Origin of the sequence: Phenylobacterium sp., from assembly GCF_031181185.1 — a bacterium.
Lineage (GTDB): Bacteria > Pseudomonadota > Alphaproteobacteria > Caulobacterales > Caulobacteraceae > Phenylobacterium.
The window spans coordinates 1-21,440 of record NZ_JAPSKZ010000052.1 but is presented as its reverse complement, the minus strand read 5'-3'; the positions used below and the strand labels follow the sequence as shown (position 1 = coordinate 21,440).

Sequence of the window (21,440 nt, the reverse complement as noted above, 5' to 3'; positions counted from 1 at the left end):
TGCCGGCGGAGATCCGCCAGCACTACGCCCAGGGCGGGTTCCTGTTGTTCCTGACGGCCTTTTTCGCGTCGATGGTCGTCGTGCAGACCCCGCGTGGAGACGAGATGTTCCTGCAGATGCTGGGCGGGGCGTGCGAGCACATCCGCGACCACGACGCCTTGGGCGTGCTCGCCTGAGCGGCGGATTTCCCGCTGGTAACTGAACGTCGATCAGTTATCCTCGCAGGCAATAAGTCCAGGGGATGGAAAGAAGATGGCTGTCGAACACTTCGACGTGGTGATCGTGGGCGCCGGCCTTTCGGGCGTGGGCGCCGGCTATCACCTGCAGGCCGAGGCGCCTGACCGCAGCTATGTGATCCTGGAAGGCCGCGAGTCCATCGGCGGCACCTGGGACCTGTTCCGCTACCCCGGCATCCGCTCGGACAGCGACATGTACACCCTGGGGTACGCCTTCAAGCCGTGGCGCGAGGCCAAGGCGATCGCAGACGGTCCGTCCATTCTGAAATACGTGCGCGACACCGCCGCCGAGCACGGCATCGACAGGCACATCCGCTTCCGCCACCTGGTGAAGCGCGCCGCCTGGTCGACCGACGACGCCCGCTGGACGGTCGAGGCCGAGACCGGCGGCAAGACTGTGCGCTTCACCTGCAACTTCCTGTTCCTGTGCGGCGGCTACTATTCCTACGAGGGCGGCTACACGCCCGAATATCCGGGCCGCGAGCACTTCAGGGGCGCCTTCGTCCATCCGCAGCAGTGGCCGGAAGGCCTGGATTACAAGGGCAAGAACGTCGTCGTGATCGGCTCGGGCGCCACGGCCGTGACCCTCGTGCCGGAAATGGCCAAGGACGCCGCCCACGTCACCATGCTGCAGCGGTCGCCCACGTACGTCGTCTCGCGGCCGGCCGAGGACAAGATGGCCAACTGGTTGCGCAAGGTGCTGCCGGGCAAGCTGGCCTACGACATCATCCGTTGGCGCAACGTCCTCTTCGGCATGTACTTCTTCAAGATGGCGCGGGAGAAGCCCGCGGCCGTGAAGGCCCGGATCCTGAAGATGGTGCGCGAGGAACTGGGCCCCGACTACGATGTCGAGACCCACTTCACGCCCACCTACAATCCCTGGGACCAGCGGCTCTGCCTGGTGCCGGACAGCGACATGTTCAAGATGATCCGCTCGGGCCGGGCCTCGGTGGTCACCGACCACATCGAGACGTTCACCGAGCGCGGCATCCGCCTGAAGTCGGGCCAGGAGCTGGAGGCGGACGTGATCGTCTCGGCGACCGGATTGGTGCTCGAGGTCTGGAACGGAGTCGAGATCTCGGTCGACGGCCGCCGGGCCGACGCCTCCCAGACCCTTTCCTACAAGGGCATGATGTACGAAGGCGTGCCGAACATGGCCTCCGCCTTTGGCTATACGAACGCCTCCTGGACGCTGAAGTGCGACCTGACGTGCGAGTACGTCACGCGCGTGCTTAACCACATGAAGAAGACCGGTTTGCGCCAGGCGACGCCGGTGAACGACGACCCGACCGTGACCTTCGAGCCGTGGCTGGATTTCTCGTCGAGCTACGTGCAGCGGGCCATGGCCAAGTTCCCGAAGCAGGGGAACAAGGCGCCGTGGAAGCTCTACCAAAACTACGCCATGGACCTGATGAGCCTGCGCTACGGCAAGCTCGAGGACGGCGTGCTGCGCTTCGGCAACCCGAAGGGGGCGGCGAAGGAAACGCCCAAGCTTGCAGCCTGAGGCTTGCGGCGCCCCGGACTCTCAGATTACAGATGTAGTCTGAAGAGTCAGGAGGATGGCCCATGGCCGGTCGCGGGCGTCGTCGCCGCCTGACGGCGGGGCAGAAGGTTGTGCTGGCCGCGGCCGTGATCATCGCGCTGGCTTTTCCCGCCTGGCTGTTCGGCGGGTCGTACATGAAGCGGCGGGGCGAAGCGCTGAACCTCGCCCGCGAGTGGGCGATCGAGGGCCCGCCATGCGTCGCCCTTTCCAAGGCCGAGTTCGAGGCGAGGGGACTCAAGGTCCGCAAGGGGACGGTGTACGAGGACGTCACCTTCTACCGCCAGTTCGGGCACATGAGCTGCACCGCCCTGCGCTATGGCGCGGGCTGGGGACAGAGCACCTATCCCGTCTGCCAGTTCACCACCCCCAAGGCGCTGAAGATCAGCACCGACAAGGGGGAGTGGTATTTCGACATCGGCCCAGGCCAGCCAGCCACGATCGCCGCCCCGCACGGCAAGGTGCGCTGCGTGCGGGCAGCGAAGTTCACAATGGCCCGGCTGATCGGGCGGCCTTAGCCGTCAGTAGGCGTGGCAGTCCGCCAGCGGACGCTCGACAGGCAGCGGCGCCTCGGCGCCTCCCGCGCCGCCCCGAGGCCAGCGCGAGGTCACGAAGTGCCCTTCGTCCGGCGGCGGAGGACCGCCGGGGCGCGTCTTCGGACGGCTCAATTGAACCTTCAGGCGGGCGAGAAGATCGTCGAGGCTCTCGTCCGAGCCCGTCAGATCGGGTCTGAAGCTGCGCTCGTGCATACCGACGTTATACGCCGATCGAATCGAAGATTCCAGCCGCGCCTTTGCTTTATTTCCGGTTAAGTCAACCAGCGCTGCTGTCGCAGCATCAACAATGCTGGGGATAAGCGAAGCTTGACCGTATCAGCCGACGTTCCGGTCGCGACCTTCCCAGTACGGCTTGCGCAGTTCCCGCCGCAGGACCTTGCCGGACGGGTTGCGGGGCAGGGCGTCGACGAAGTCCACCGACTTGGGCGCCTTGTAGCCGGCGATCCGCTGACGGGCCCAGGCGATGATGTCGGCCGGGTCGGGGGTCTCTCCTGGCTGGCGGACGCAGATCGCCTTGACGCTTTCGCCCCACTTTTCGTCGGGCACGCCGATGACGGCGGCGTCGGCCACGCCCGGGCAGCCCAGGATCGCGTTCTCCACCTCGGCCGGGTAGATGTTCTCGCCCCCGCTGACGATCATGTCCTTCACCCGGTCGTGGACATAGAAGAAGCCGTCCTCGTCCATGTAGCCGGCGTCGCCGGTGCGCAGCCAGCCGTCCGGCCGGATCGTCTCGGCCGTCGCCTCGGGCCGGTTCCAGTAGCCAGCCATGATGATCGGCCCACGGATCTCGATCTCGCCGATCTCGCCCGGCGGCAGCTCGCGGCCGGCTTCGTCGGCGACGCGGACGCCAAGCGTGGGCCAGGCGCGGCCGCAGCTGCGGAGCAGTTCGCCGCGATGATCTTCGGGGGAGAGCGTCGTGCCCGCGCCGCACGTCTCGGTCATGCCATAGAACTGTATGAAGCCGCAGCCGAAGCGCTCGGTCGCCGCCTTCAGGACCGCCTCGGAAATCGGGGAGGCCCCATAGCTGACAGTCTTCATCGACGAGAAGTCGGTCGTGGCGATGCTGGGCGTCTGCAGCAGGACGTTGATCATCACCGGCGCCAGGAAGGCATGGTTGACGCGCTCGGCCTGGATCGTCTCCAGCACCCGCGGCGGGTCGAACTCGGCCATCAGCACCAGGCGTCCGCCCGAAGCGAGCCCCGAGAAGCTGATGTTCGTGCCCGCCACGTGGAACAGCGGCATCAGGATCAGCACCGTGTCGTCGGGGCCGTAGGCGAAGCCCGGCACCTCGTGGCGCAGGGCAAGGAAGGCGGCGTAGTTGCCGTGCGTCAGCCGCACGCCCTTGGGAAGGCCTGTCGTGCCCGAGGTGTAGAGCTGCAGCACGTCGTCCTCGAGCGCCGGCGTCGCGGCCTGCGGGGCGGGCGCCTGGTCGCGCAGGGCGGCGTAGTCATCGATACCCTCATCGGCGGCGCCGACGCCGATCACCCGAATCGGGCGATCCAACTGGGCCATCACCGCCCGCGCGCAGGCAAAGAACTCAGGGCTCACGAACAACAGGTCGGCGCCGGAGTCGCCCAAGATGAAGGCGATCTCCGGCGGGGCGAGGCGGGAGTTGATCGGGGCGAGGCAGGCCCGCGCCTTGGCCGCGCCGAAGAACACCTCGTACCAGGCCTCGGAGGCGCGCCCCAGCCAGGCCACCCGGTCGCCAGGCTTCACGCCGGCCGCCTGCAGCAGGCCGGCGACCCGGTCCGATCGGCGGTCCAGCTCGGCGTAGGTGAGGCGCCGGCCCTCGAACTCCACGGCCACGTGGTCGCCGCGCGCGGCGGCGTGGACCGAGACGATGTCGGTCAGCAGCTTGATGTCGCTTTGGCTCATGCCCGGCGCACGCTTCCATTTCCCTGCGGGCTTGCGCCGCCCGCTTTGCCTGGACGCTAGAGGATCGGACGCGACGCGCCAACGGATTGCGGCGCCGAAAAGACGGCCGCGGGCGGCCATGCTTAGATGCCTGCGGCGCGGGCGGCAGACCTGCGGGAGGGAGCGATAGCATGATCAATCTGAAGCAACTGGCGCCGGCGTTCGCCGTAGCCCTTTCGCTAGCCGTCGGCGCCGTGGGCCCGGGGCCAGCGCAGGCGCAGGCGCAGGCTCAGGCGCAGCCGACGTGGCCGGGCCTGCCCCCGGGCGCAGTCGAGGAGTTCATGACCTTGCGCGACGGGACGCGGCTGGCGGCGAACGTCTACAAGCCGGAAGGGCCGGGACCCTGGCCGGTCGTGCTGAGCCGCACGCCCTATCTGAAGGACGGCCGCGTCACCGAGCAGACGCCCAATCCGGGCGAGCAGCTGGCCAAGCAGGCCAAGCGCTACACCGACGCGGGCTACGTCTACGTGCTGCAGGACGTGCGCGGCAAGGGGCGCTCGCAGGGCTTCTACGCGGCGTTCGAGAACGACATCGAGGACGGCTACGACGCCGTGGAGTGGGCCGCGGCCCAGCCTTGGAGCAACGGCAAGGTCGGCATGACCGGCGGCTCGGCGCTGGGAATCACCGCCAGCTCGGCGGCCATGGCCGCACCGCCGCACCTGAAGGCGGCCTATGTGGTGGTCGCCCCGGCCGACCGGCTCTCGTACAGCTATCCAGGCGGTGTGCTGAAGGACAAGGACACCATCGGCTGGCTGCGCGGGCAGGGCGTCTCGGAGGAGGTGCTGGACACGGTGCGCCGGCGGGCGCTGGACGACGTGAGCTGGAACCGCGTCGCCATGACCACGAACCGCAAGTACATCCGCATCCCGATCTACAACGTCGGCGGCTGGTACGACATCTTCAACGGCGGCAGCGTCGACAACTTCCAGTGGCTGCAGAACCACGGCGCGAACGGGGCGCGGGGAAACCAGAAGCTGCTGATGGGCCCGTTCGGGCACGGCCAGCTGTCCGGCGATCTCGCCTATCCGGGCTCGGACCGCCTGAGCCTCGGCGGCGACCAGGAGATCCGCTGGTTCGACTACTGGCTGAAGGGGATCGACAACGGCATCATGGACGAGCCGCCGGTTCAGTACTTCATGATGGCCTCGGCCCGGAAGGGCGCCTTCTCGCCGAAGAACCGGATGCTGACCTCGGCCAACTGGCCGCCGGCATACCGCGAGGTCCGCTACTATCTGACGCCGGAGAAGGAGTTGACCACCAAGGCGCCGACGGCCGGCGAAGCCAAGACGAGCTACAGGTTCGATCCGACCAAGCCCGTGCCCACATTCGGGGGCGCGAACCTGACGTTCGAGCGCGGGCCGATGGATCAGCGGCAGATCGGGCAGCGGCAGGACTATCTGCGGTTCCAGACGCCCGTGCTGGACCGGGACGTGGCGATCGCCGGGCCGGTGTCGATGGAGCTCTGGGCCGCGACCGACGGGCCCGACACCGACTTCGTGGCCAAGCTGGTGGACGTCTATCCGGACGGCTACGAGGCGTTGATCCTGGATGCGCCGATCCGCACCCGCTACCGGGGCGGCCGGATGCCCGATCAGATCCGGATGATGACGCCTGGCGCGCCCGAGAAGCTGGTCATCGACCTGTGGCCCACGGCGCTCACCGTCGAGAAAGGGCACCGGATCGCGGTGCACGTCACCTCCTCGAACGCCCCAAGGTTCGAGGTCAATCCGAACACCGGCGAGGGGCCGGGGCAGGCCACGAAGAAGCCACGCACGGCCACGAACACGATCTACATGGACGCCACGCGGCCTTCGGCCATTGTCCTGCCGGTCGTGTACCCGGCCGACGTGGATTAGCGGGTCGCGCCTGGGGCCCTAGTTGCCGGGGCGGCGGGAGCGACGATAGTCGTCGTCGTACTGCTGCCGGCGCCGGCGGCGCCACTCCTCGTACTCGCGGTCGTGAAGCCGCAGCTGCTCCTCCCGCCAGCGCAGGTAGTCGGGCTCGAACTCGACGTGCGGGTGGTAGGCGTAGTCGTGCGGCGCGCCGAATTCCTCGTAGCCGGAGATGCCGCGGTTGAGCTCCGTATCGCCGTAGGGAGCGCCGCCGTCCGGGCGCCAGGCTTGACGGTCACCCCCTCGCGGACCGCGCCGGTCGTCCTCGCCGCGGCCGTAGTCGCCGCGCTCGCGGTCCCACCCGGAGCCGTAGTTGGTGCGGTCCTGGTCGTAGAGCGAACCGTACCGGTCGCGGCGCCAGGGCTCGTGCTCGCCCTCGCCGTGACCGCCCTTGGGCGTGCGCTCCCCGCCGCCGCTCCACGAGCTGCGATAGTCGTTGCGGTCCGCCATGTCGGATCTCCTTCCGCCTTCGGGTGTGCGTCAAACCCTCGGATCCGTCGCGCCGTTCCGGCCCATTGTCGCACCCCCGTTGCGCACGACGCTCAGGTCGGCCACTTGGGTCCAGGCCATTCATGGCGAATGGCTTGGGCTGGGATGCATCAGATGGCGCACAAGCGCGACAAGGTTGCGGCTCTGGACAAGGGCTTGAAGAGCATGTTCCGGGCGCTGGAAGACCGGCCGCTCCCGGACCGCCTGCGCTCGATCGTCGACCAGCTGGATGACGGCGCCGCCCAACCTCAGGCGACCAAGAAGACCGCCTAGGCGCTGCCCATCGCGGTGACGCTTTCCAGCGCCATCACGTCGGTGGCGTCTTCGGCATCCATGATCTTCAGGAGCCGTGCGCGGGCGCGATTGACCCGGCTCTTGATCGTACCCAGCGCACACCCGCAGATCTCGGCGGCCTCCTCGTAGGAGAGCCCCGCCGCGCCGACGAGGATCAGGGCCTCGCGATGTTCGTCGGGCAGTTGCTGGAGGGCGGCCTGCAGCGATCGCATGGCGACGCTCCAGTCCTGGGTGGGCGGCGATTTGAGCCCCCCGGCGTATTCGCCCGTCTCGTCGCGCACCTCGCGCCGACGCCGCAGCACGTTCGTGTAGTAGGTGTTGCGCAGGATCGTGAACAGCCAGGCGCGCAGGTTGGTGCCGGGTTCGAACTTGTCCCGGTTGGTCCAGGCCTTGATCAGGGTGTCCTGGACCAGATCGTCGGCATCCGAGCCGTTGTGGCTCAGCGACCAGGCGAAGGCCCGCAAGGCGGGGATCAGGCCCACGACTTCGTCCCGCCAGCTGGACGTCGAACTCATTGTTGTCCTCTTGGGCCCCGGGGCATTGGGCCGTTAGCGCTCGCTTCGGATTGGCCCGTTCAACGCGTCCCCTATGCATCTGTTCCGGGAACTCAGAAGCCGGAAAAGCGGCCAGATTCCCGGAACTTCGGGTTCAAGGCGGCGTTGGCGGCTGCGGCCCAAGCTTCACAAAAGCGAACGCCGGTCGTTGCCGCCGCCAAGGCGGCGACCCACATGTGCTGCCTGACAAGCCTCCGGAGGAAACATGGGCCCCATCGACCGCACCATCGACGCGGCCGCATCGGCCTTGGTCCCCGAGGCGCTCACCCGGTACCGGGCCGTACGCCGGGCCACGGAGAACCTGATCCGTGCGCTCACCCCCGAGGACATGCAGGCCCAGTCCATGCCCGAAGCCAGCCCCACCAAGTGGCACCTGGCGCACACGAGCTGGTTCTTCGAGACATTCCTGCTCCAGCCCGGCCTTCCAGACTACAAGCTCTTCGATCCGCGTTTCGGCTATCTGTTCAACTCGTACTACGAGGCGATCGGGCCGCGGCAACCTCGACCGGATCGTGGGCTGATCACCCGGCCGTCACTTGACGACGTCCTGGCCTACCGCGCCCACGTGGACGCGGGCATGGAGCGCCTGCTGGCGGCCGGCCCTGCGCCGCGCCCGGATCTGCTCGACCTCGGCCTGGCGCACGAGCAGCAGCATCAGGAATTGATCCTGATGGACATCCTGAACCTGTTCGCCGCCTCGCCGCTGCGTCCCGCCTATGCACCGCCGCACTCGACGGGCGCGACGGCGCCGCCGCCCATCGGCTGGACAGGCTTCGAGGGCGGCCTCGTCGAGATCGGCCATGACGGTCGGGGCTTTGCCTTCGACAACGAGACGCCCCGCCACAAGACGTGGCTCGAGCCGTTCCGTCTGGCCAACCGCCTGGTGACCAACGGGGAGTGGCTGGCCTTCATGACGGACGGCGGCTACGCGCGACCTGAACTATGGCTGTCCGAGGGCTGGGCTCGCGTGCAGGCCGAAGGGTGGCGGGCGCCGCTCTACTGGCAGGACGGCGAGGGCGGTTGGACGGTCATGACGCTGCGCGGGCTGCGGCCGGTCGATACGGCGGCGCCGGTGAGCCACATCAGCTACTACGAGGCCGACGCCTATGCGACCTGGGCCGGCGCGCGGCTGCCGACCGAAGCGGAGTGGGAACACGCCTCGGCGGCCGCCTGGCACGAGGGCAACTTTCTGACGTCAGGCGCCCTGACCGCCCAGCCGGCGCCGGCGGGCGAGGGGCTGCGCCAGATGTTCGGCGACCTCTGGGAATGGACGCGCAGCGCCTATCTGCCCTATCCCGGCTTCAAGCCCGCGGAGGGCGCCGTCGGCGAGTACAACGGCAAGTTCATGGCCGGCCAGTTCGTGCTGCGCGGCGGCGCGTGCGTCACGCCCGGCGGGCACGTCCGGGCGAGCTACCGCAACTTCTTCCATCCGCATCAGCGCTGGATGTTCTCGGGCGTGCGGCTGGCTTTGGACGGCCTGGATCCTGCATCCAGTCTCGAGACCGACGTGCTCGAGGGCCTGGCGCGTCCGCAGAAGAGCATTCCGCCCAAGCACTTCTACGACGCCGAGGGCTCGCGCCTGTTCGAGGCGATCACCGAACTGGCGGAGTACTATCCCACCCGGACCGAGATCACGCTGCTGCGCCGTGCGGCTAGCGAGATGGCGGCCGAGATCCCAGTGCGCGCGGCGCTCGTCGAGTTCGGCAGCGGCGCCAGCCTCAAGACGCGCATCCTGCTCGACGCGGCGCCCCAGGTGGACGTCTATGCGCCGATCGACATTAGCGAGGCGGCGCTGGAAGCCGCCGCGCACGCGATCCGCGCGGACTACCCGAAGCTGGAGGTTGCGCCGTTGCGGGAAGACTTCACCCGCGCGCTGGAACTGCCAGCGGCGGCGAGGGGCCGACCTGTGGTGGGCTTCTTCCCAGGCTCGACGATCGGCAACTTCACGCCCGACGACGCCAAGACCTTCCTGGCCGGCGCGCGGCGGCTGCTGGGCCGCGGGGCGGCGTTCTTCGTGGGCATCGACCTGAGGAAGGACCGGGCGACGCTGGAAGCGGCCTATGATGACGCCCTTGGCGTGACGGCGGCCTTCAACAAAAACCTGCTGGTCCGGATCAACCGCGAGCTTGGCGGGGATTTCGACCTCGACGCCTTCGCCCACCGTGCTGTCTGGAACGAGGGCGAAGGCCGCATCGAGATGCATCTGATGAGCCTGAAGGATCAGGCCGTGACCGTCGCCGGGCGGACGTTCCGCTTCGCGGCCGGCGAAACCCTGCACACGGAAAACTCCTACAAGTTCACCGTCGAAGGCTTCGCGGAGCTGGCCGCCGGCGCCGGCTGGCGGCTCGAGCGGCGGTGGGTCAGCGCCCACCCCGCCTTCGCCGTCGTACTTCTAAGGGCCTAGGATTCGCGGCCGCGCGAACGGCCGCCGCCACGGGACGCTTCACCGCCCTTGCGGCCAGCCGAGGCCGCCAGGTCGCGGTCCTTGGCGAAGCTGCGCTTCTCGCCGGGCACGCTCGCGCCGCCCTTGCGGGCGATCTCGCGGCGCCGCTCCGGGTTCATGGCGGCGAAGCCTCGGCGGGCTCGCGGCTTTCCGGTATCAACGCTGGGCATTCACAACTCTCCTAATCGGGCGACGAGAGGGGGAGGTCTGGCGAGGCGCCGCCAACCGGCCGCTCGCCTTGGGACGGCCGTTCGGGTTCCTGCGGCGTGGGGTCGGCACGACCGCTGGCCGGGGGCTCTTGGTCTTGTTTTTGATCCGGCTCGGACATGGCGTCTCGCAGGGTTAGCGGTCAGGCTAACCAACAAGGCCCGGCAGAGGTTGCGTGAACGGACGCTTCTTATTCGCCCGGCGGGCGATTTCCGGCGCCGCTTCGAATCCTAGAGCGGCAGCACGACGCGGGCGGTGAGGCCGCCACTCGGCCGGTTCGAAAGTTCGACGTCGCCGCCGTGTCCACGCGCGATCGAGCGGACGACGGCCAAGCCCAGGCCGATGCCCCCGGTCTGACGGCTGCGTGAAGGCTCCCGGCGGTAGAAGGGCTCGAACACCTTCTCGGCGTCCTGCGGCGGGATTCCCGGTCCGTTGTCGTCGATCTCGACGATGGCGTTGGCGTCGTCGCGGAACACGCGGGCGCGGGCTCCGCCGCCGAACTTCACCGCGTTTTCCAGCAGGTTCGCGAACAGGCGCCGCAGCGCCATCGGATCGCCTTCCAGCACGACCTTCTCCCCCGCCTCCATCTCCGCGCGGGCGCCGGTCTCGGCCATCTCGTCGCACAGGCTTTCGAGGAGGGACGAGAGCTCAAGCGGCGTGCGCTCGGCCTCGCGACTGGTGTCGCGGACAAAGGCGAGGGTGGCGGCGATCATCGCCTCCATCTGGTCGAGGTCGGAGGCGAACTTCGCCCGCTGCTCCTCGGGAAGGGCTTCGATCCGGAACCGCAGACGGGTCAGCGGCGTGCGCAGATCGTGGGCGATGGCGCCGACCATCGCGGTGCGGTCCTCGACGTAACGGCGCAGGCGTTGCTGCATCTCGTTGAAGGCGCGGGTTGCGACGGCGATTTCGGTGGGCCCCCGCAGCTCGAGCGGCGGCGCGCGCGGGTCCCGGCCCAGCCGTTCGGCGGCGTTGGCGAACATCTTGATGGGGGCCGACAAGCGGCGGGCGAAGATCCATGCGACCGGCGCCATGGCGAGCGCCGAGAGCACGAACCAGAGGGCCAGCCGCTGCTGCCAGTCGCTGAGGCCGAAGGGCTCCTGCGTCTTCACGACCAGCCAGCGACCGTCGTCCTGGCGGATGCCGAGTTCGAACGGCGCGACGAGGAAGTGCTCCTCCCGAACCCCCTCGCGCGCCGCCCGGTCGCGCATGACCCGGCCGACCCGGCGGTCTGCCAGCGGGCCGCGCTCCCCAGCGATGACCACGTCTTCCAGCCGCACGCCCAGGTCGGCGGCGATCCGCTGCCGGATGACGGGAATGAAGCGGCCCTCGAGCTTGGGTCCCGGCGGCCGGTCGGCAATCTTGCGGACGAGAGGACGGCGCTCGGAGAACGACGGCGGGTTGCCGTTCAGCGTCCGCTCGATTTCGCCCAGCCGATAGAAGTCGGGCGCAGGTGGCGGCAAGCTGAAGAGCAGGAGCAGGCTGATGGCCCAGGCGGCCACCAGCGTCAGGCCGGTCAGGGTCAACAGCTGGACGAAGAACGAGGCCGCTGGGCGGCCCGCGGGCCTCATGAGCGCTTCACCTTGGCGGTGAACATGTAGCCTTCGTTGCGGATCGTGCGGATCAGGTCGTGGCTGTCGCCCCCGTCGTCCAGCTTGCGGCGCAGGCGGCTGATCTGAACGTCGATCGCGCGGTCGAAGGCGTCACTGTCGGGGCCGCGGGCGAACTCCAGCAGCTGGTCGCGGGTAAGCACCCGCTGCGGCCGCTCGACGAAGGCGCGGAGCAGCGAGAACTCGCCCGAGGACAGGTTCACGACGACGCCGGCGGGCGAGCGCAGTTCGCGGCGGACCAGGTCCAGCCGCCAGCCGGCGAATTCGCAGCCTGCGCCCAGTTCGCCGCCGTTACCGCCGCTGCGCTGCTCGGCGCGACGCAGGACGGCGCGCACGCGCGCGAGCAGTTCGCGCGGGTTGCACGGCTTGGCCAGGTAGTCGTCGGCGCCGAGCTCGAGGCCTACGATGCGGTCGGTGTCCTCGCCCATGGCCGACAACATGATGATCGGCGGGCCGTTCTCCTGCGCCGTCAGGCGACGGCAGATGGCGAGGCCGTCCTCGCCCGGCAGCATAACGTCCAGGACGATGAGGTCGACGGGCCCGCGGTCCAACACGCGCTCCATCTCGGGCGCATCGGCGGCGGTCTCGACCTTGTAGCCGTGGCGGCCCAGGAAGTCGGAGACGACGTCGCGGATGCCCGGATCGTCGTCCACCATGAGGATGCGCGCGCCGGCGCCGGCCATGTCAGCAGCAAGCTCCATGCGCGCCACGATGGCGGGGCGCGGTAACGGTCGAATGTCTAGTATGAAACGCGCGTGTCACGCAGCGTCTAATCATCCGCGAGGACGGCGTCTGCGACGAACGGATTGGACCGTCGCTCCTGGCCAAAGGTGGACATGGGCCCGTGGCCAGGCACGAAGCGTACGTCGTCGCCAAGCGGCCAGAGTTTCTTCGTGATCGAGTGGATGAGGTCGGCGTGGTTGCCGCGGGGGAAGTCGGTGCGCCCGATCGAGCCCTGGAACAGGACATCGCCGACCTGAGCGAAGCGCGCCTGCCGGTGGAAGAACACTACGTGCCCCGGGGTGTGGCCGGGGCAGTGGATCACCTCGAACTCGGTCTCGCCCAGGGTGACCGTGTCGCCATCGCCCAGCCAGCGGTCGGGCGTGAAGGTCCGGGCGTCGGGCATGCCCCACTTGGCGCCCGAGGCGCCGATGTCGTCGATCCAGAACTGGTCGTCCGGGTGCGGGCCTTCGATGGGGACGCCGGTGGCCTCCTTCAGCGCCGCCGTGCCGCCGGCGTGGTCAAGGTGGCCGTGGGTGATCCAGATCTTCTCCAGCGTCAGGTCCTGGTCCTTCAGCGCCTGAAGCAGGCGCGGGACTTCGCCGCCGGGATCGATCACGGCGGCCTTCTTGGTCTTGGCGCACCAGACGATGGTGCAGTTCTGCTGCAGCGGAGTGACGGGCGCGACGAGGGCGCGGATGGGCAGGGGCGGCTGGGGAGCGTTCATGTCGCCCTATGATCGGGGTTCGGAGCCCCAAAGAAAAGGCCCGGGGGTTCGCCCCGGGCCTTTCCGTCCTAGTGCTCCTCGGCGGGCCGCACCACATTGGGCGGCGGCGCGTCGGGTTCGAGTTCCGGCACATCGACGATCCCGCGGCCGACGTGGCTACGCGAGCGGCTGTACAGGAAGTAGACGAGCAGGCCGATCACCGCCCAGATCACGAACAGGTACTTGCTCTTCTCGTCCAGGCTGAAGAACAGGAACACGCAGCCCAGGACCGCGATCGGCGCCGTGAGCCAAATCAGCGGCGTGCGGAACGGCCGGTGGCGGTTCGGATCGGTCTTGCGGATCACCAGCACCGCGATCGACACCGCCGCGAAGGCGAACAGCGTGCCCGAGTTCGAGATGTTGGCCAGCTGACCCACCGGGAAGAACGCGGCGAACAGCGCCACGGCGATGCCCGTGATGATCGTGATCACGTGGGGCGTGTTGTACTTCGGATGGATCTTGGAGAACGCGGCCGGCAGCAGGCCGTCGCGGCTCATCACGAAGAAGATGCGGGTCTGGCCAAACATCATCATCAGGATGACCGAGGGCAGCGCCAGGCCGGCGGCAAGGCCGATCAGGTTGCCGATCTGGGGCCAGCCGATCTCTCGCAGCGTCCAGGCGAGAGCTTCCTTCGAGCAGACGACCTTGCCGTCGGCAAGCGCACGGCAGGCGTCGGCCAGCTCCCGGCTTCCCGGCGCAAGGGCCGCGCCGTCAGCGCCGAGGACAGGCTGGGCGCCCACGGAGCCGATCACGCCCGCCGCCACGAGCAGATAGAAGATCGTGCAGACGCTGAGCGAGCCGATGAGGCCGATCGGCATGTTCCGTTGGGGATTCTTGGTCTCCTCGGCCGCGGTGGAAACGGCGTCGAAGCCCACATAGGCGAAGAAGATCGAGGCTGCGGCCGTCGCCACGCCCGCAAAGCCCAGCGGCATGAACGGCGTGAACTCCTCCATCCGCATCACCGGCACCGCCAGGACGATGAAGAGGGTCAGCGCGGCGACCTTGATCGCCACGAGGATGGAGTTGACCGTGGCGCTCTCGCGCGTGCCGATCACCAGCAGCCAGGTCACGAGGCCTGCGATGGCCATGGCGGGCAGGTTGATCATCCCGCCGTCGAACGGGCCGAGGGTCAGCGCGTCAGGTATCTCGAGGCCGAAGGTCGCCTCCAGCAGGCCGACGACATAACCCGACCAGCCCACGGACACCGCGCCGGCGGCGACGGCGTACTCGAGGATCAGGGCCCAGCCGACCATCCAGGCCACCAGCTCTCCCATCACGGCGTAGCTGTAGGTGTAGGCGGAGCCGGAGACGGGCACCATCGAAGCCATTTCGGCATAGCAGAGCGCGGCCACGGCGCAGACGACGCCCGCGATGATGAAGCTGATCATCATGCCGGGGCCGGCCTTCTGGGCCGCCTCGGCAGTCAGAACGAAGATGCCGGTGCCGATAACGGCGCCGATACCCAGCATGGTGAGCTGGAACGCGCCAAGCGAACGGTGCAGTGATTTCTTTTCCGCGGTCGCAAGGATCGCGTCGAGCGGCTTAACGCGCCACATATTCCCTCCGAGCAGCGACCCCCCTGGCCGCCGTTGACAAGTTTGGGGCGGACCGTTGCTTGCTTGGCGCCCTCGGGTCAAGCGGCAACGCTGGCGAGGCGGCGCAGCTTTCGGTAGAGCCGCGCGGATGCTCCCCGTCCACGAGGCCCTGCCTGCGCTGAAGGCGCAGCTTGCCGAGCGCAATGGCGCCGTGCTGGTCGCGCCGCCCGGCGCCGGCAAGACGACGGTCGTTCCGCTGGAGTTGCTCGGCGAATCCTGGACGGCCGGCGGCAGGATCATCGTGCTCGAGCCCCGACGCCTGGCCGCGCGGGCCGCGGCCCACCGCATGGCCCAGACCTTGGGCGAGCCGGTCGGGGAGACCGTGGGCTTCCGGGTGCGGATGCAATCCAAGGTGTCGGCCCGCACGCGCATCGAGGTGGTGACCGAAGGCGTCTTCACGCGGATGATTCTCGCCGACCCAGACCTGGCCGGGGTGGCCTGCGTGATCTTCGACGAGTTCCACGAGCGCAGCCTGGACGCGGATCTGGGCCTGGCGCTCGCCCGCGACGCCCAGAAGGTGCTGCGCGAGGACCTGCGGCTGCTGGTGATGTCGGCGACGCTGGACGGGGCGGCGGTGGCCCGGTTGCTGGACGAAGCCCAGGTCGTCGAGAGCCAGGGACGGATGTTCCCCGTCGAAACCCGCTACTTGGGTCGGGACGAAACCCAGCGGCTAGAGGACCGCATCGTGCGCGCCGTGGAGCGAGCGCTGGCGGAGGAGCCCGGGAGCCTGCTGGTGTTCCTACCCGGCCAGGGCGAGATCCTGCGGACGGCCGAGCGCCTGGCAGAACGTCTGCGCCGGCCTGACGTGGACGTGGCCCCGCTCTACGGCGCCTTGGACCCGCGCGAGCAGGACCGGGCGATCGAGCCCGCGCCGGCCGGCCGCCGCAAGGTGGTGCTCGCCACGTCCATCGCCGAAACGAGCCTGACCATCCAGGGCGTGCGCGTGGTGATCGACTGCGGGCTGGCGCGTGTGCCCCGCTACGACCCGGCGAGCGGCCTGACGCGGTTGGCGACCGTGCGCGTGAGCCGCGCCGCCGCTGACCAACGCCGCGGCCGCGCAGGGCGCACAGAGCCGGGCGTCTGTTACCGCCTGTGGGACGAGGCCGAGACCCGCGCCCTGCCGGCGTACGGCGATCCCGAGATCCTCGACGCAGACCTGTCCGGCCTGGCCCTAGACCTCGCCCGTTGGGGCGCGAAGGAGACCGCCGACCTCGCCTTCCTCGACCCGCCGCCCGCCGCCGCCTTTGCCGAGGCCCGGGCGCTGCTGCGGAGACTGGAAGCGCTGGACGACGAGGGCGTGCTGACCGCCCACGGCCGTGCGTTGGCCGACTTCCCGCTGGCGCCGCGGCTGGCGCACATGGTGCTCAAGGCCGCCGATACCGGGCAGCAGGCGCGCGCCGCGCGCATCGCCGCCCTGATCACCGAGCGCAATCTGGGCGGCCGCGACGCCGACCTGCGTCATCGGCTCGAGCAGCTGGAGCGCGACCGCAGCCCGCGGGCGCGTGACGCCAAGGCCCTGGCGGACCGCTGGGCGGCGCTGGCCGGACGACCGGGCGAGGGCGAGCCGCTGTCCGACGGCCTGCTACTGGCCTTCGCCTATCCCGAGCGTGTGGCCAAGGCCCGGGGCGGGCAGGGCGAGTTTCAGCTAGTGTCGGGGCGCGGCGCGTTCGTCGAGCCGACCGACGCCCTGGCGCGCGAATATTGGCTCGCCGTGGCGGAGCTGGGCGGCGGCGATCGCCGCGACCGCATCCTGCTGGCCGCGCCCCTCGAGCCCGGCGAGCTTTCGGCCTTCCAAGACCAGTTCGAGACAGAGGAGCGGCTTGAGGAGAGCGGCGGTGGACGGCTGCGGGCGAAGCGACTGACGCGTTTGGGGCGGCTCACGATCCGCGAGGAGGTGGATGACAATCCCGATCCGGCGCTGGTGGCTCGCGCCCTGGCCGAGCGGGTGCGTCGCGACGGGCTTGCGACGTTGCCGTGGGGACCCGCCGCCGAGAGCCTGCGCGAGCGGGTGGCGTTCCTGCGCCAGCGCGACCCGAGTTGGCCGGACCTTTCGGACCCGGCCCTTATTGCGCGGCTGGACGAATGGCTGACCCCGCTTCTGTCGGGGGTCAGGTCGCTGCAGGCGCTGAAGCCCGACGTGCTGGACGGCGCGCTGCGGACGCTCGTGCCTTGGGATCTGCAGCGCAGACTCGAGGCCGAAGCGCCGGCCCGGTGGACCGCGCCCACGGGCAACAGCTTCGCGATCGACTATGCCGCCGAGGCCGGTCCGCGCGTGGACGTGCGCGTGCAGGAGGTGTTCGGCCTGTCGGAGCATCCGATGGTCGGTGGGGCGCCGCTGACGCTCAGCCTCCTGTCGCCCGCCCACCGCCCGATCCAGACGACCCAGGACCTGCCAGGCTTCTGGAAAGGCTCGTGGAAGGAGGTCCGGGCCGAGATGCGCGGCCGCTATCCGAAGCATGTGTGGCCCGAAGATCCGGCCGCGGCGCAGCCCACCACACGTGCAAAGCCTCGTGCGAGTTGATCGCAACTCCGGCGTGAAACCTTTTGGAATTGGGGCGCTTTTGAGTGTTTGAGCGGCCACAAAGGTCGCCGAAAGGAAGGTGCCGCCGTGGACATGAGCTCGGCGCCGAAATCGGGTCAGCTCCGTGCCGAGGACATCACGAACCGTCTCTCGGAGATGATCGCCGTGCTGGAAGCCCTCCAGCAAGCGGAGTTCTTGAGCGACGTGCCCGAGAAGGATGGCGCCCGCGCCCGGCACGAGCTGGGCTCCAGTCTTCTCAACCTGTTGGCGCGTCAGTTGCGGGAACTGAGGGCGGTGGTGGCCGATCCGCGGATCGGCGTGCCGGCCGACGAACTGACCGAAAGCGCCCGGCGAATTTAGGCAGCCGCCTTCCAGGCGCGCGGATGCTGGCTGCGGAAGCCCACGGCCAGTCGATTCCAGCCGTTGATCGCCACGATCATCATCGTCAGCCAGACGATCTCCTGCTCGGTGAAGTGAGCCTTGAGCGGCTCGTAGTCGGCGTCGGGCGCGGCGGTGTCGGCGACGCGGGTCAGCGATTCGGTCCAGGCCAGGGCGGCGCGCTCGCGAGGCGTGTAGAGGCTCGACTCGCGCCAGGCGGCCAGCAGGTGCAGCCGGTCCTCGGTCTCGCCGGCCTTGCGAGCGTCCTGGCTGTGCATGTGCAGGCAGAAGGCGCAGCCGTTGATCTGTGAGGCGCGCATCTTCACCAGTTCCAGCAAGGAGTACTCGAGGCCGCTGGCGCGGACGGCGTTCTCGAGACCCATCATGGCCTCGAGGGCCTTGGGTTCGACGGCGTAGTACTGCAGGCGGGTGGTCATGGGGAGCTCCTTTCTCGATGCGCCTAGGACGCACGAGCGGGCTGCCCTGTGACACGCCGGCGCGGCCGGCTACTCCTCGATGCAGCCGCTCGGGTGGCGGCATGGGATGATCCGTCGGGCCAGGCGGTAGAAGACCCGCGAGCCTTCGATACGGGTCACCTGGATGTCAATGTCGGCGGACAGTCCCTCGGGGATCGATGCGCGTTCGCCTGCGCGGGCGCTGAACCGCGCGTCCCGGGCGAAAGGAGCCAGGGTCGGCGCGGCCTCGCCCGGCTTCCGGCCGGCGCGTTGGCGGTGCAGGAAGATCGCAGCGCCGTCCTCGACGCCCACGAAGCGGATGCTGTGCTCGTTCCAGTCGCGCAGGTCGGTTCCGTAGCTGTAGCGCACCGAGCCCTGCGGCTTGCCCGGCCGGCAGTGCCCAAGCTTCCAAGTGAGGTTGGCCTGACTGTATCGGTCGTTGCGGACACAGACGTAGGGCGGCGGCAGGTCCGGCGCCGGCGTGTCGTTGCGGATGATCGCCAGCCGTCCGTTCAGCGTCACGGGGGAATAGAGGCCGGCGTAGAAGTAGCTGTCGGGCGCGAAATAGCGCACGCCGCCGCCTGCCTCCGCCTCCTGCCAGCCGTCGATGCGCCGGGTCACCGTCTCGCCGGTGGCGGGGTTGCGGGCCGTCAGGGTGAACCCGTCCAGCCGTCCGCGAGGCGCCTGAAGCGCGCTGAGCCAGACAAGGTCGCCAGGATCGGCGAAGCGTTCGGGCGGGTCGGCGTAGGCGTCGGCAAGATCGTTGGGATAGCGGGTCGGCTGGAGCGGCACGGGGTCCGTCCCGCTCGCACAGGCGCCGAGGAGAAGGGCCAGAAAGGTCGACAGCACGCGCATGCGGATCCCCTGAGGCCGCCGGGCGGTCAGGTGGTGGCGGCGTAGATCATTATGCCAGTGGCCACCGAGAGGTTCAGGCTGTCGGCGCGGCCGCGCATGGGGATCTTCACGTTGAGATCGGGCAGGGAGGCCATCTCGGGCGTGAGGCCCTGCTGCTCGTTGCCCATCAGGATCAGCGCGGGCTTTCGGTACTCGGCTGCAGCGTGGCTGTGCGTGGCCGAGAGCAGGGTGCCCACGACCGAGCCCGGCCAACCCTGCCGCCACGCGGCGAACTCGGCCTCGGAACAGCGGCTGAGCGGGACCGCGAAGATCGAGCCCATGGTCGCCCGGACGGCTTCCACCGAATAGGGGTCGCAGCACTCGCCCACCAGGATCACCCCGCCGCAGCCGGCCGCGTCGGCGGTGCGCACGATGGTCCCGAGGTTGCCGGGGTCGCGCACGCGGTGCAGGGCGACCCAGCAGGGCGCCGTCGAGGGGTCGATCTCAGCCAGCGGCCGGTACGCCTGCGGGAAGACGCCCACGACCGCCTGCGGATTGTCGCGCTTGGAGACCTTCGCGAGGATGTCGGCCGTCACCTCGATGACCTCGCCGCCGCCGGCGCGAGTCGCCTGCACGGCCCGCTTCAGCAGCGGATGGTTCGCGGCGTCCGGCCCGTACATCAGGATGCGCGGCGCATGGCCCAGCTCGACGCCTTCGGTGACGTGCTTCAGGCCCTCGGCCATGAACAGGCCGGTTTCGTCACGGTCCTTGCGCAGGTGCAGGGCGCGAACGGCCTTCACCGTCGGGTTCGAGAGCGAGGTGACGGCCCGGTTCATCGGCTCCACCGGGCGTAGAAGCTCATGCCGATGGCGCGGTCGGCTCCCTCTTCCATGAGGGCCAGTTCGCCCCATTCGATGCGGCCGCCGCGGCCCTTCAGAACCTCGGAGAGCAGGCCCGAGAGCGCGGCGCCGGAGATGCGCTCGGCGTAGGCGTTGAGGATCAGGAAGGACGCGTCCTGCGAAAGAAGTTCGCCGCACAGGCGGGCCAGTTCCGGCAGGTCCTCGAACAGGCGCCACACCTGGCCGTCGGGTCCGCGGCCGTACTTCGGCGGGTCGAGGATGATCCCGTCGTACTTCGACCCTCGCCGCACCTCGCGCTGTACGTAGCGGCGGGCGTCCTCGACGATCCAGCGGATGGGGCGGTCGGCGAGACCCGAGAGTTCGGCGTTCTCCCGCGCCATCGCCACGGCCTTCTTCGAGGCGTCGACGTGGGTGACCTGCGCGCCGGCGGCCGCCATCGCCAAGCTGGCCACGCCGGTGTAGCCGAACAGGTTCAGCACCTTGGGCTGCCCAGCGGCGCGGACCTTCTCGTCCAGGAAGGCCCAGTTGGCGGCCTGCTCCGGGAAGAACGCAAGATGCCGGAAGGCGGTGAAGCGGCCCAGGAACTTCACGTCGCGCCACGCGAGCCGCCAGGCCTGCTGCGGCTGGCCCTTGAAACGCCAGCGCCCGGCGTCCTCCTCGTCTGTGGGATCGAACACCGCGTCGGCCTTGTCCCAGAGCTGCGGCCGCTTCGGCGTCCACAGGCACTGCGGCTCGGGGCGGATCACCGTGTAGGGGCCGTAGCGCTCCAGCTTGCGGCCGTCGCCTGAGTCCAGCAGGGCGTAGTCCGCCCAGCCTTCGGTGCGCATCACGCCGGGCGCGTCGGCGACGGTAGGGCGGCTCATGGGGCGCCTTGAAGCGCAAGCGCAGCGGCTCGTCCAGCCTTCCGGTTCGTCCGCAGGCTGCCGTAACGTGGGCTTGTCACCGGTGTCGATTTGGGGTCCGGTGGCGCGACGGGGATTTGGGGACGTGAGTAAAGTGACCGCTGTAGGGACCACCACCCGGAAATCCGCCCGCAAGGCCAAGGGCGACGGGCACCTCCGCCGGGCCGAGATCCTCGAAGCCGCGGAGCGCATCTTCGTCGCCGAGGGCTACGAGGGCGCCACGATCCGCAAGATCGCCGACGAGGTGGGCGTCTCGTCGACCGCGCTCTACATGCACTTCCAGGACAAGGGCTGCATCCTGCTCGAGATCTGCGAGCGGACCCTGCGGAACCTGTACGACCGCAATCGCGAGATCGCAGCCAAGCCGCTGGACCCGGTGGTGCGCGTGCGGATGATGCTGGAGGCCTACATGCGCTGGGGCCTGGCGCATCCGAACGCCTATCAGCTTGTCTATTGCACGCCGCGTCCGGTATCGGCCGAACCGTGGCCCGAGGGCACGGCGGACCTGAGCCGACAATGCTACGAGATCTTCTCCGGCGTGGTGCGCGAGATCGCGGCGCTCGGGCGTCTGCGGACGGGCGGTGCGGATTCGGCCGCCCAAGCGCTCTGGATGGGCTGCCACGGGGTGGTGGCGCTGCTGACATCCCGGCCGGCGTTCGGCTGGGCCGATCGCGAG

Annotated in this window: 21 protein-coding genes; 8 read left to right on the top strand and 13 right to left on the bottom strand. The window is 69.3% G+C overall.

What is annotated here, in order from left to right; all coding sequences use genetic code 11:
• Positions 1 to 252 precede the first annotated feature (252 nt).
• Positions 253 to 1,740: an NAD(P)/FAD-dependent oxidoreductase gene (locus tag RIF93_RS08680; protein WP_309090406.1), complete on the top strand. Its 1,488-nt coding sequence runs from the start codon at positions 253 to 255 to the stop codon at positions 1,738 to 1,740.
• A 62-nt stretch (positions 1,741 to 1,802) separates the two neighbouring features.
• Entirely contained in the window at positions 1,803 to 2,294 is a 492-nt protein-coding gene (locus tag RIF93_RS08675; RefSeq protein ID WP_309090404.1) for a hypothetical protein, read from the top strand.
• 3 nt (positions 2,295 to 2,297) lie between these two features.
• Here the strand turns inward: RIF93_RS08675 and RIF93_RS08670 are convergent, their stop codons facing one another.
• Entirely contained in the window at positions 2,298 to 2,525 is a 228-nt protein-coding gene (locus RIF93_RS08670; protein ID WP_309090402.1) for a hypothetical protein, read from the bottom strand.
• Positions 2,526 to 2,648: 123 nt separating this feature from the next.
• Positions 2,649 to 4,208: a long-chain-fatty-acid--CoA ligase gene (locus RIF93_RS08665; RefSeq protein ID WP_309090400.1), complete on the bottom strand. Its 1,560-nt coding sequence runs from the start codon at positions 4,206 to 4,208 to the stop codon at positions 2,649 to 2,651.
• A gap of 170 nt (positions 4,209 to 4,378) precedes the next feature.
• On the opposite strand from RIF93_RS08665, the gene RIF93_RS08660 reads away from it, so the two are divergent.
• Positions 4,379 to 6,103, top strand: coding sequence for a CocE/NonD family hydrolase (locus tag RIF93_RS08660; protein WP_309090398.1), 1,725 nt, complete (start codon positions 4,379 to 4,381; stop codon positions 6,101 to 6,103).
• An 18-nt stretch (positions 6,104 to 6,121) separates the two neighbouring features.
• Here the strand turns inward: RIF93_RS08660 and RIF93_RS08655 are convergent, their stop codons facing one another.
• Positions 6,122 to 6,589: a hypothetical protein gene (locus RIF93_RS08655; RefSeq protein WP_309090396.1), complete on the bottom strand. Its 468-nt coding sequence runs from the start codon at positions 6,587 to 6,589 to the stop codon at positions 6,122 to 6,124.
• Between the two features lie 153 nt (positions 6,590 to 6,742).
• Here RIF93_RS08655 and RIF93_RS08650 point away from each other — a divergent pair, with 153 nt between their 5' ends.
• Positions 6,743 to 6,901 (top strand): NepR family anti-sigma factor, encoded by a 159-nt coding sequence (locus RIF93_RS08650; protein WP_309090394.1) that lies wholly within the window; start codon positions 6,743 to 6,745, stop codon positions 6,899 to 6,901.
• On the opposite strand, the gene RIF93_RS08645 is transcribed toward RIF93_RS08650, so the two are convergent.
• Positions 6,898 to 7,437 carry a sigma-70 family RNA polymerase sigma factor gene (locus RIF93_RS08645; RefSeq protein WP_309090392.1) on the bottom strand — a complete coding sequence of 180 codons (540 nt, stop codon included), beginning with the start codon at positions 7,435 to 7,437 and terminating at the stop codon, positions 6,898 to 6,900. The genes RIF93_RS08650 and RIF93_RS08645 overlap by 4 nt on opposite strands.
• 244 nt (positions 7,438 to 7,681) lie before the next feature.
• On the opposite strand from RIF93_RS08645, the gene egtB reads away from it, so the two are divergent.
• Complete coding sequence (gene egtB, locus RIF93_RS08640) at positions 7,682 to 9,880, top strand: ergothioneine biosynthesis protein EgtB (RefSeq protein ID WP_309090390.1); 2,199 nt, start codon at positions 7,682 to 7,684, stop codon at positions 9,878 to 9,880.
• Here egtB and RIF93_RS08635 read toward each other — a convergent pair.
• From RIF93_RS08635 to RIF93_RS08615, 5 genes are all read right to left on the bottom strand, one after another.
• Entirely contained in the window at positions 9,877 to 10,089 is a 213-nt protein-coding gene (locus RIF93_RS08635) for a general stress protein (RefSeq protein ID WP_257838094.1), read from the bottom strand. The genes egtB and RIF93_RS08635 overlap by 4 nt on opposite strands.
• Before the next feature lie 267 nt (positions 10,090 to 10,356).
• Positions 10,357 to 11,694: an ATP-binding protein gene (locus tag RIF93_RS08630; protein WP_309090387.1), complete on the bottom strand. Its 1,338-nt coding sequence runs from the start codon at positions 11,692 to 11,694 to the stop codon at positions 10,357 to 10,359.
• The gene (locus RIF93_RS08625; protein WP_309090385.1) at positions 11,691 to 12,434 is read right to left on the bottom strand and encodes a response regulator; all 744 of its coding nucleotides are present in this window, start codon (positions 12,432 to 12,434) and stop codon (positions 11,691 to 11,693) included. The genes RIF93_RS08630 and RIF93_RS08625 overlap by 4 nt, the downstream gene beginning before the upstream one ends.
• 68 nt (positions 12,435 to 12,502) lie before the next feature.
• Positions 12,503 to 13,180, bottom strand: a complete 678-nt coding sequence (locus RIF93_RS08620; protein ID WP_309090383.1) for an MBL fold metallo-hydrolase — start codon at positions 13,178 to 13,180, stop codon at positions 12,503 to 12,505.
• 68 nt (positions 13,181 to 13,248) lie between these two features.
• Positions 13,249 to 14,775: an amino acid permease gene (locus RIF93_RS08615; RefSeq protein ID WP_309090381.1), complete on the bottom strand. Its 1,527-nt coding sequence runs from the start codon at positions 14,773 to 14,775 to the stop codon at positions 13,249 to 13,251.
• Positions 14,776 to 14,902: 127 nt separating this feature from the next.
• On the opposite strand from RIF93_RS08615, the gene hrpB reads away from it, so the two are divergent.
• Together hrpB and RIF93_RS08605 are read left to right on the top strand one after the other, a co-directional pair.
• On the top strand, positions 14,903 to 17,335 hold the full coding sequence (hrpB, locus tag RIF93_RS08610) for an ATP-dependent helicase HrpB (RefSeq protein ID WP_309090379.1): 2,433 nt from the start codon (positions 14,903 to 14,905) through the stop codon (positions 17,333 to 17,335).
• Between the two features lie 93 nt (positions 17,336 to 17,428).
• Positions 17,429 to 17,695, top strand: a complete 267-nt coding sequence (locus RIF93_RS08605) for a hypothetical protein (RefSeq protein ID WP_309090377.1) — start codon at positions 17,429 to 17,431, stop codon at positions 17,693 to 17,695.
• Here the strand turns inward: RIF93_RS08605 and RIF93_RS08600 are convergent.
• From RIF93_RS08600 to RIF93_RS08585, 4 genes are all read right to left on the bottom strand, one after another.
• Positions 17,692 to 18,150 carry a carboxymuconolactone decarboxylase family protein gene (locus tag RIF93_RS08600; protein ID WP_309090375.1) on the bottom strand — a complete coding sequence of 153 codons (459 nt, stop codon included), beginning with the start codon at positions 18,148 to 18,150 and terminating at the stop codon, positions 17,692 to 17,694. The two genes, RIF93_RS08605 and RIF93_RS08600, sit on opposite strands and share 4 nt — an antisense overlap.
• Positions 18,151 to 18,219: 69 nt before the next feature.
• Positions 18,220 to 19,023 (bottom strand): hypothetical protein, encoded by an 804-nt coding sequence (locus tag RIF93_RS08595; RefSeq protein WP_309090373.1) that lies wholly within the window; start codon positions 19,021 to 19,023, stop codon positions 18,220 to 18,222.
• Between the two features lie 26 nt (positions 19,024 to 19,049).
• Positions 19,050 to 19,838 (bottom strand): RNA methyltransferase, encoded by a 789-nt coding sequence (locus RIF93_RS08590; RefSeq protein ID WP_309090371.1) that lies wholly within the window; start codon positions 19,836 to 19,838, stop codon positions 19,050 to 19,052.
• Positions 19,835 to 20,725 (bottom strand): class I SAM-dependent methyltransferase, encoded by an 891-nt coding sequence (locus RIF93_RS08585; RefSeq protein ID WP_309090369.1) that lies wholly within the window; start codon positions 20,723 to 20,725, stop codon positions 19,835 to 19,837. Before RIF93_RS08585 ends, RIF93_RS08590 begins: the two co-directional genes overlap by 4 nt.
• Before the next feature lie 133 nt (positions 20,726 to 20,858).
• On the opposite strand from RIF93_RS08585, the gene RIF93_RS08580 reads away from it, so the two are divergent.
• A partial coding sequence (locus tag RIF93_RS08580; protein ID WP_375163862.1) for a TetR/AcrR family transcriptional regulator occupies positions 20,859 to 21,440 on the top strand: 582 nt, incomplete at its 3' end.